Source organism: Acidithiobacillus concretivorus (genome assembly GCF_018853445.1).
In the GTDB taxonomy this organism is placed as follows: Bacteria; Pseudomonadota; Gammaproteobacteria; order Acidithiobacillales; family Acidithiobacillaceae; genus Acidithiobacillus; species Acidithiobacillus concretivorus.
Window position 1 is genome coordinate 1 of sequence record NZ_JABELD010000009.1, and the last position, 9557, is coordinate 9557.

Annotated in this window: 9 protein-coding genes; all 9 read right to left on the reverse strand. The window is 46.9% G+C overall.

The features are described from left to right. Positions 1-619: 619 nt before the first annotated feature. The 9 genes from HJG40_RS01415 to HJG40_RS01455 all read right to left on the reverse strand — a co-directional run bounded on the left by HJG40_RS01415 (position 620) and on the right by HJG40_RS01455 (position 9390). Positions 620-1519: a TadE/TadG family type IV pilus assembly protein gene (locus tag HJG40_RS01415; RefSeq protein WP_215862547.1), complete on the reverse strand. Its 900-nt coding sequence runs from the start codon at positions 1517-1519 to the stop codon at positions 620-622. After that, the gene (locus HJG40_RS01420; RefSeq protein WP_215862548.1) at positions 1509-3278 is read right to left on the reverse strand and encodes a TadA family conjugal transfer-associated ATPase; all 1770 of its coding nucleotides are present in this window, start codon (positions 3276-3278) and stop codon (positions 1509-1511) included. Before HJG40_RS01420 ends, HJG40_RS01415 begins: the two co-directional genes overlap by 11 nt. Positions 3279-3289: 11 nt before the next feature. Further along, entirely contained in the window at positions 3290-4639 is a 1350-nt protein-coding gene (locus HJG40_RS01425) for a type II and III secretion system protein family protein (RefSeq protein ID WP_215862549.1), read from the reverse strand. Positions 4640-4655: 16 nt separating this feature from the next. Further along, the gene (gene cpaB, locus HJG40_RS01430; RefSeq protein WP_215862550.1) at positions 4656-5717 is read right to left on the reverse strand and encodes a Flp pilus assembly protein CpaB; all 1062 of its coding nucleotides are present in this window, start codon (positions 5715-5717) and stop codon (positions 4656-4658) included. Between the two features lie 9 nt (positions 5718-5726). Then, complete coding sequence (locus tag HJG40_RS01435) at positions 5727-5894, reverse strand: hypothetical protein (RefSeq protein WP_215862551.1); 168 nt, start codon at positions 5892-5894, stop codon at positions 5727-5729. A 9-nt stretch (positions 5895-5903) separates the two neighbouring features. Next, the gene (locus HJG40_RS01440) at positions 5904-6575 is read right to left on the reverse strand and encodes a hypothetical protein (protein WP_215862552.1); all 672 of its coding nucleotides are present in this window, start codon (positions 6573-6575) and stop codon (positions 5904-5906) included. After that, entirely contained in the window at positions 6572-7402 is an 831-nt protein-coding gene (locus HJG40_RS01445) for a hypothetical protein (RefSeq protein WP_226856807.1), read from the reverse strand. Before HJG40_RS01445 ends, HJG40_RS01440 begins: the two co-directional genes overlap by 4 nt. Positions 7403-7416: 14 nt before the next feature. Further along, positions 7417-9015 (reverse strand): pilus assembly protein TadG-related protein, encoded by a 1599-nt coding sequence (locus tag HJG40_RS01450; RefSeq protein ID WP_226856809.1) that lies wholly within the window; start codon positions 9013-9015, stop codon positions 7417-7419. A 96-nt stretch (positions 9016-9111) separates the two neighbouring features. Continuing rightward, positions 9112-9390, reverse strand: a complete 279-nt coding sequence (locus HJG40_RS01455) for a Flp family type IVb pilin (RefSeq protein WP_215862555.1) — start codon at positions 9388-9390, stop codon at positions 9112-9114. Between the last annotated feature and the right edge of the window lie 167 nt (positions 9391-9557).

Genomic DNA, 9557 nt, shown 5'->3' on the forward strand with positions numbered 1-9557 from the left:
CACTTTGGCTATGGTTTCCATGCAAATCACTCCAGTTTCCTCCGGACAAATCCGGCAGGATATCAGGTGGTCAATTTACACGCTGTTTTCCACCCAGTTCTGGCAACTTTTGCACGCTGTTTAACAACGTTGAGATTGCGTATGCTGTAAATCCGCTGGCTCAGCGTTTCAATGTTCAGGGATGATTCGGGTACCGTCATGCACGCCTCATACACATACACAGAAGTCGATTTTTTAGTGGGTGATTTCCGCATGCAGGGAATCCATACGCTCATAAGCGCATGGGCGGCGTACACAGAGAATTACGATTTTGGAAAGTGAACACACAATCCAAATCGAGTGGTCATACACAACCAATTACGAATACCCATTTCTTCATATGTTCCGTCAATTGGTTATAGTCCTTGGGTACCTGTCGATCAAGACTTGCCAGCTGTAGATCCTGGCAGATGGTTTTTTCGGTCTCAGTGCTTGCCGACGCGCAGTTATTAAAGATGTGGAGTACTGACTCGCTCGTGTATCTACTGTGATTATGTAGGTTAAAAGCAGGCAGGACTGTAGGTATTTTTGAATAAACCTAATGGATTTAACATTTTTTCTCCGTGAGTTATGCGTAGCATCAGGCACCTGCATTACAAATGTGATCGGATACCGGCGCTTTATCGTCAGAAATAGTGGCGAGATCGCTGGGAGAAGTGGGAAGTGGCTCCATGTTCGAAGGAGTTGAGGTGGAACCAGGTACACTTTCCGCCTCTGGGTGTTGCACAAGCTGGTTTTGACTAGGTAGCCCCGCCACAAGCACAGGGCTTTGCATGCGCATCACCGTGTCTGTCTGCAAAGGGATTCCCCAGCCCATTTGGCCATTAACACCCATTACTGGACTTAATTGCAGACCAAAAATGCTGGGTAAGCCCATTTCCTGTTTCAAGGCATAGAGACCACGCCCAATTTGATCAATGAAGGGTATAACGAGCGGTTGTACAGTAGTAATTTGTACTTTCAGAAGAGTCGCATCCTGTATGGACATTTTGCTGTTGACGCCAGTGCGTGTCTGCCGGTAAGCAAGATGATCTATAGGAATCGCATGAACCGGAGCTCCGGACCCGTCACGGGTCAGTTCAGCAAAATCGTCAAAGGCTTCTCGAGTGGGGCTGAGTATTTGGATATTGGCTTGTGCTGCAGCGGTTTTGGCGGCGGCGTAGCCTCTGGCCAGAGCTTCCAGATTTTGACCGTGGGTATACAGCGGTGTCAGACCACGGGCCAGGGCTTCACGGATTGCTTCAGTGTTCGCACCGTGCAGCGTTCCTGCGCGCACAGCCTCCTGAGTGGCCACTTCAAATTGCGCGCGGGCCTGATAAAGAAGGGCTCCTTGAAAAGTGCCGAGCAGGGCCAGCAGTAGAGTTGGCAGGGTGATGGCAAACTCTACGGCACTGACCCCCCTTTCGCTAAGGGGTATAGCGACAGTCTGCTCGACTATTGTGGGACCCGTCCAATCAAACAAATAAAAACTAGGCAACATAATGTTCTGCTCCCGACCCACGTTGCGGTTCAGGTGTCTGGAAAATTCCGAGATCAATAGGTAATCCCCTCTCGCGCATTACTTCATAAAATTCTGGTATAGCTCCGGTTGCCCTGAATGCACCACGCACTCTGCCTTCACTGCCGTAACCCTGTTGTTTGAAAGTGAATAACTCTTGCAGCTGGATGGTTCCGCTTTCGGTCCCGGTTACCTCGCAGATGCTGGTAACCTTGCGAGAGCCGCAGGAGAAACGGGTGATTTGTAGGATGACATCTACTGCTGAAGCAATTTGTTCCCGGATAGCGGTGAGTGGTAGATCCATGCCTGCCATCAGTACCATGACTTCCAGACGGGAGAGCATATCGCGGGGGCTGTTGGCGTGAGCCGTAGTAAGAGAGCCATCATGCCCTGTATTCATGGCTTGCAGCATGTCCAGTGCTTCACCACCGCGACATTCACCAACAACGATTCGATCGGGCCGCATACGCAAGGCATTACGTACCAGCTCCCGAATGGGTATTTGTCCTTTTCCTTCCATATTGGCAGGTCGGGCTTCAAGAGAAACGAGGTTTGGCTGGTAGAGACGCAATTCTGCAGCATCTTCAATGGTGACAATGCGCTCGTGGTCGGGAATATAGTTGGAGAGTACGTTCAGCAGGGTGGTTTTACCCGATCCTGTCCCTCCAGAAATAATCATGTTCTTACGCTGTTGGACACAAACTTGAACAAATTGCGCCATATCGGGTGCGATGGATTCATAAGCCATCATGTTCTCCATCTGCAGACGTTTTTTGGAAAATTTGCGGATGGTGATGCAGGCACCTTTGAGGGATAAAGGCGGGATGACAGCATTGACACGGGAGCCATCGGCAAGGCGCGCGTCCACCAACGGTGAGCTTTCATCAATGCGTCTACCAATAGGCGCAACAATTCGATCAATAATATGACGAACGGCTATTTCACTACTGAACAGGGCAGGCGCTGCCAGTAGCTTTCCTTGCCGTTCAATAAATATTTCGTCAAAGCGGTTTACCATGATTTCGGTAATGCTTTCATCAGCCAGAAAGTCTTCCAGTGGACCCAGGCCAATGGCTTCATCCAGCACTTCTTTGGCAAGTCGTTGTCGATCAATATCCACTGATGGATTCATGCGCCAGACGATTTCGCGCACCAGTTCACCCACCATGCGGCGCAGTTCTTCTGTGGAAAGCGTGCTGAGATCAATGCGGCGTAAATCCATCTGGCTACGGACTGATTCGTGTACTTCCCGAACCATGCTGAGCCAGTGTGCGTCGTATACAGGGCGAGCTATCTGATCAGTTTTGGAGATGTCCAATACCTTGGTTGTTAATTGTGGAGGAGTAAAAAGTGGTTCAGCATTGGGTGGATTGTCAATGGAACAAGGTATTTTATTACTTAAGAGAGCCGTTGCGGAATTGTCTTTGTCGACTCCTAAGATTTCGTCGTCAAAGCGGGGCAGGATCTGCAGACAGTATCCGGCGATAACAACTTCGTCTTGTGCGCCCACTGGCCCATAGGCGCGCATGCGTTCACCATTGATCATGATCGTGGCGAAATTGCTGAGCCCTTCAACATACACGCCGCCCTGCTCGAAGTAAGCGCGTGCATGTTCCTTGGCAATGTTCCAGCCTTCCAGACGTAATTGAGCATACTCAGCCTTTCCCATGAGACATACCCCATCGCTGGGTGCAATAATCTGGGTTCCTGTTTTGGGATGTGATGCGCGGATCAGAAACATGATCTTCTCTCCTAACGAATAAGTCCTTTATCTGAGCTGTGTTGGTACATATTTTCGAGATATTTGGCCTGAGAGGCAGCATCAATATTTTCGCGTGAATCTGCTGTGATCACGGTGGGGGTAACTAGAAAAACTAATTCGGATTCGTTATCCCTGAAATCATCCGACTTAAAAAGGTAACCAATAATTGGTATGTTTCCCAATCCGGGAATTTTGCTACTATTTTTGGCAAGATTATGATCAACCAATCCTGACATTACCAGTGTTTCACCATCTTTCAGGTTGATTTCTGTTTGACTGCGATTGGTAAAAAATCCTGGCACACCGCCAACCGTCAGTGAAGGGTCAATGTTGCTCACTTCGGTAAATATTTTGAGACCCACATTATGGCGATCATCGGCAACAGGTGAAAATTTCAGTCGAATTCCGAAGTCCTTAAAGATAACTGAGGTCTGACCAAAGCCTATGGCCAGTGGAATGGGTATTTGCCCTCCAGCTAGAAATTCAGCGGGTTCCATGCTGCCGCTTTTAGCGCTTAATTTGGGATTGGCAATCTCATAGGCTTCACCATTTTGCAGCGCATAATTAATGCGTGAAGCCACAGAAGCTATGATGCCAAAGTTACTTGCAAATGGGGCCACTTTCAGCGGTAAATCAGTGATTCCGGAATTAGGAAATGAGAAGTTCGCTAAAGGCCCACCTGTACCATTACTGGTTGGAACTCCCATGCGGAAATAGGGATTAGAAGTAAAATCACCCACAATTCCAGCTTGTGGGCCGGCCATGGATTGATTCCAATTGACCCCGAGACTGCGAAAAAAGTCTGTTTTCATTTTAAGTATTCGCACGTCCAGAAGAACAACTTTTTCCATTCGCAGGGGTTCTTTTTCGGCGAGATTTACCACGTTGGGGTAAACTGCTTTAAGTTTTTCAATGCGATTCAGAGTTTCTTCAGAAAGATTTTTTCCATCTATGATGATTTTGTCGCCGACAATCCTGACCTGAGTGTTGGGGCTGGCAGTCAGCAAGCTTGAAATCTCGTCCGCAGCATGTCCAATATCTTTGGGAGCGATTACTACCCGAGCAGCATTTTCTGTTCCGTTTTTGTACCATAAATGCAGATTGGTTTCTCCAGTACCCTCTGCAAGAAGCAATAATTCCTTATTATCTACAAGTGTCACGCTCAAAATTTTACCGTTACCAACCGCGACTCTTCTGACCGTGCTGGTCGGAATGATTTTGACCTGACCAGAATACATCGAAATGTTTTCTGCTTGATTAAGAAAAGGATCTGCTGTGGCTACGGACCATATTGATATACATAAGATGGCCGCAATCAAAATATTGGTAACGGGTTTCATCAGAGGCTATTTCCTGTCAGGACTGAGGTAAAGGAGGAATATAGGAAAACGGTAAATATTGGATTTTTTGTTCAGCAGGGGAGACACTGTGCTCCTGATTGTGGTGCTCTTCGAAAGACGGGTTAGATTTAAGCGCTCCATCATTTTTCTGTCCCGCAGTGGATATTTTAGTGATGTCCGCTGAGCCGTTCGAGGTCGTCCCACCCGCTATATATTCCACTCCTGCAGGAGGAATAGGTGGATAACCAATGATGTCATGCAAGGAGACACTACGCTTTGGCCATGCTGCATTTTTTTCATTACCACGTAAATCCATTCTGATTTCCCCGCTTTTTTGTGCAACCAGAATTTCTTGTGCTTGCAAAGGCGTCACTTCAAGGGTGATGGTGTTGTATTCCTGCGAAGAATTATCAACATTGTTTGGAGAAAGTTCTCTCCCAGTGGCAATTATTTTTAAATTCTGGCCTAAAAATCGCACTAGCGAACCCTCTGATGTGGAACTTATTGTTTGTAGGCTATTCAGGGCGGCGTTATGAGATATGCTTGGCGAAGTGATCCATAATAAATCGATGCGATCTCCTGGCCGCAGCATTTTATCCAAGGAGTTCTCGGAGTTTACCGAAATGGTCAATGCAACGTGTTGGTCATCAAGAACGTCCGCTGGACTCTCTGTCGCGTTAATCATCGACAGTGTAATTGGCTTTCCTCTTTCTGCCTGAAAGAGCAGTCTTTTCAATGCGATCTTATCGAAATCAGTATCCAGAACTGCGCCTGCAGGAGCGTTGTCGGCCGAGATAACGCGACGTGCTACCTTGGCTAAGGTAAGGACAGTACCGGCGGGTAAATTTTCTATTGGGACAACTACTGATACGGTACTTTCCTTCTTGGGAGTTAATTCACTTAGCAGGCGTTCTTTTAGCGTAGTTTCCTGAGCCTCCAGCGTGTGAATAGCAAGCATTGCTGCGGCAAAACCCGCTGTGATAGCAAATACCAAAATGATCCAGCCAGTTAGGGCACGCTTTTTCTTTTGTAGTAATAGGGGGGTGGCGGATGGTTCAGGGATGTTTTGAGTCGACACGAGTTGTCCTCAAAAAGGTAGGGTGGCGATAGCTGCAGCCCAGGCAAAATCGCTGGAAAATTTCCGCAATGCATCCATCAGTTGTACGATGGGACTTGGCGTACCCACAAACAGTAAGCCGAGTGCAAATATGGCGACGATGGCATACTCAATGCTGGACTGACCTTGTTCATTCATCGGCTGTCACTACCGTTGATCCAGCACAACAACGACACGACTTTCACCAACTCCATCGGCACCAATAACCATATCGAGGTGGCGGTTGTCCTTATTCATGGAAATAACGGATGTCTGCCCCTGCATTGCCGGGCTTCCACGCCATTGTCGTGTCAGGAGTGCTTTTTCCATGAGGGTACGCAAATCAGATGCAGGCATGTTCACATGTATATGCAAAACTCGTCCGTGTATCCCATGATCGTGACTATCAACGTCCTGCAATATCTCGGCATTCGCAGGGAGAGGTAAATCATCTGGCAGAGGATCGCGCCCTGTCTTCTGGTCCATGCGTAGGCTGGAGAGTGTCCCGTAGGCAGTATTCCCTTCCATATGCCACTGGCTAGTGAGCGAATATGGGGGGGTTATACAACCCTGAATATGCTCACCACGAAGATTATTTTCGGTATATGATCCTCTTAGTTGGGCGCAGGCTTCGACAAAATGGGAACGCAGCCGCTCTTCCTCCGCATTGACATGAAATTGTGTAGCATGAATATCCACGCCATTGATTTTGAGGTGGCCTGCTAAAGGCTCTGTCACAGTATTTTCAGGTGTTGGTAGTAAGAGAGGATTTTCTCCCGCCCAAACGCCCGTGTTACCCAGGCAGAACATACAGAGAAGAAGAAGTTGATTTTTTCTCATGACCTTCCATCTCCAGGATAAGGTTGCAGGCGATCTCCATACTGAACTTCTGGATCCACATGCCCGTAGCCCAGCTGATTGAGTTCAGGAAACAGCACGCCACCCATAGTCTTTACAGTGTTGATCAGACCATTGTCGAGATAGGCGCTGGGCAGGAGAGTTTTAACGATTCTGACTTCTTCTTCAGGACCATTAGCGGTCCATGCGTCCGTCAAAACCGCTGCTTGTGCGTTAAATCGCAGACCACCTGAGAATGTGCTGCCTGGCAGGTAGACGTAAGAGGGTAAACCTCTTAGTGGCACACTGATGTTTGCCACTGTGGGCCCAGTCATCTGCAAGGGGATTTTGGAGATTTTCATGAGCGTTCCCAAAAATTTCATAGACACGCCATCGGCGATATTTTCTTCATGTGTCGAAATGCTTATGTCTGCTAAATTGCGAAGTAATGGCTGGCCATCATGTCGGATTAGTATTGGGTTTACAGTATTACTATTACCCGAGTTGATAGATGCGAGCCCTATACCATGAGGACCAAAAAAACGTATTGCGGCCTCGTTTCTTAGCTCACTGTCATTTTTGATGGCGGACCATTCCCGCCCCGGAGGAGGAGACTTTCTCCACACTATTCTCTCCCAAGCTACATAGCGCGCCGCCTCGATACTTCGCAATTGTGTAAAGCTCCATTTGCCGGTGTAAATGACAAGGAAAAATAGAGGAATTATTGCAAAAGCCGCAAGCACGACGAATTCGGTGAGTGACTGCCCTCGTTCTGAACTATGCGAGCTATCCCCAAATAATTTTTTTTCAGCATGATTTTTTTTCAGCATGAGAAGCATCATGTTTATTGCAAGCCAAGTAAAGTCGCATACAGCGATCTTTCGCGTGCATTCAAATCCACTAGTCGGGCTTCCCAGAACGGGCTGAAAAGATTGGCGCGCTCGTCATAGGCATCAGCGCGTTGCCATAATGATGTAGGGCGTCGGAAAAATGCTTGAGCTTTGGCTATGGAGCGTATGTGCTTGCCTGGATTGTCCTGTGCCAGTGAAAGGTTTGTTTTTTCCTGAGCGGACTGCTTGATGCCCAAAGTGTTGCTGGCGTCACGTACGTTTTGGCGATCATGCTCCACAACTACAACATAAGAAGGCATTACATCAGCTGGATCTCCATTCGCGTCCTTAAGTTGTGGGCTATTCCGATTAAAATCCCAGTAGCGACTGATTCCACCAGCAGAAAAGCGTGTTGCATCGCCGCCGACCGAGCGCATGGATGCCCCCGTGCTATCTTGCTCTCCGGGATTTTTGAAAGCAGCAATATTGGACCCTTGAGCATTTTGCGAACGGGAATCTTGATAGGCTGGTAAGTTGACTGTACGTTCTGCAGATGGAAAAACTGTTTGGGGAGTAGATCTTGTTTCCAGATATCGACCAGGATAGGAGAAATTACTGCCATTACCGGTTTGTGATGCTCCATAACCTAATGGGATTTCAATCCATTTTTTGCCACCAAAAACTATCCCTTTTCTGGCCCAAACATGTAATGACAATGTGTCCATACCGGACCAAACAAACTTTCCTTCTGAAGTTTTGGCTATCTCCGAGCCTCCAGCGCGACGAAATTCCCAGCCGGTAACATACAGATTTCCAGATTTAACAGGGAGAAGTGGTGTAGGCAGGTGATTCCGAGTGGAGGTAAAACCATCTCGTGAGGCATTGATCATGGAGCCCATGCGGTTTTGGGCTTGCTTTTTGTCACCGCCCCAACGCTGAAGGAGATTCCCACGATTTTTGAAATAACTACTGAGGTTGGTGGCCATAATAATTGTGTTTAATTGACCGTTGACATCATTCAGTTTAACAACCTGTTCAGCAACGGCTGTCATTGCTCCACCTGGATGATTGTTGCCTCCTCCTGGATCGAAAACACCGTTAGCAAGGTGGTAGGCTTCTTGTGAACCACTCAAAGCCGAATCGGCTAAATCCAGTCCAGGTAGCAAGACGTTGCTTGCAGTTTCTATGCTTTGATTCAGTATGTTAGTGCTTTGTGCAATGGCATTGGTAATGGTGGCTATGATTGAGCCTACACCTGGAATGATCTCGGCCAAATTTCCAATATTCCGGATATTAACACCCAGACTATTTATGTATCTTCCCCAGGAAACAAGGCTGATGGTCTGACCAATAGCCACTTGATTTGCCACCATAGCGCGATTGGTGTAAGCAATAAAATTTAGTTCGCGCGCTTCCATTTGCATAGCAGAAAATGCTGCCGCGTCAGCCGCATTTTGCGTTTTAAGTTTGACAGCTGTTTGCTGCCCAGCATTAAAAACAAACAGCCCTGCTAACAGTATGGCTGGAATTAAAGCAACAGAAAATAACGCTGCCTGCCCGGATTCTGCGATATTTTTCGCAGTAAATATCATATTTATAGACGGTGAGCGCATAATAAATTCCATATTTATATGAGGTTGATGATCCGGGTGGGTGTGTATGAAATTCTTTCTCAATTTGGGTGAATGAAAAATTCTAAAATAAAATAATTATTTTCCTAAGTCAGATTTGTAATCGCTCATATTCTTCTGAATGGCAGCATTGCCTGTTGCTTGCCCCGCAGTGCCCTGCGCTGCAGTGATTTCGGTTCCTCCACTTTTACCAGATAGTTCCTGGGAAATACCCGCCATTTGATGGCGCAACGTCTGTCCAAAATAGGAAAATACTGCAATTCCAGTTATGGCGATGAGGGCAACGATGATGAGATATTCTGTCATCCCTTGGCCGTACTCATTTTGCTGATTTGATGTGGATAAGTTATGTTTCATGAATCCTCCATAAAGGTCGGCTACTTGATCGGTGTGGTATTATTTAAGCACGCCATAAAAACATGAACAATATGGTCAATAATCACGCATTTTAATTTTTAATTGTTTGGAAACATTGAATAAATAATTTTTTATAATTATGGATGATAATTTCTTTTTTTTTTTTT

Bases quoted from the DNA above. Each gene is read 5' to 3' on its own strand.
- HJG40_RS01450 (WP_226856809.1), bottom strand. From the start codon at position 9,015: ATGCGCTCACCGTCTATAAATATGATATTTACTGCGAAAAATATCGCA.
- HJG40_RS01440 (WP_215862552.1), bottom strand. From the start codon at position 6,575: ATGAGAAAAAATCAACTTCTTCTTCTCTGTATGTTCTGCCTGGGTAAC.
- HJG40_RS01425 (WP_215862549.1), bottom strand. From the start codon at position 4,639: ATGAAACCCGTTACCAATATTTTGATTGCGGCCATCTTATGTATATCA.
- HJG40_RS01415 (WP_215862547.1), bottom strand. From the start codon at position 1,519: ATGTTGCCTAGTTTTTATTTGTTTGATTGGACGGGTCCCACAATAGTC.
- HJG40_RS01445 (WP_226856807.1), bottom strand. From the start codon at position 7,402: ATGCTGAAAAAAAATCATGCTGAAAAAAAATTATTTGGGGATAGCTCG.
- HJG40_RS01455 (WP_215862555.1), bottom strand. From the start codon at position 9,390: ATGAAACATAACTTATCCACATCAAATCAGCAAAATGAGTACGGCCAA.
- HJG40_RS01435 (WP_215862551.1), bottom strand. From the start codon at position 5,894: ATGAATGAACAAGGTCAGTCCAGCATTGAGTATGCCATCGTCGCCATA.
- HJG40_RS01420 (WP_215862548.1), bottom strand. From the start codon at position 3,278: ATGTTTCTGATCCGCGCATCACATCCCAAAACAGGAACCCAGATTATT.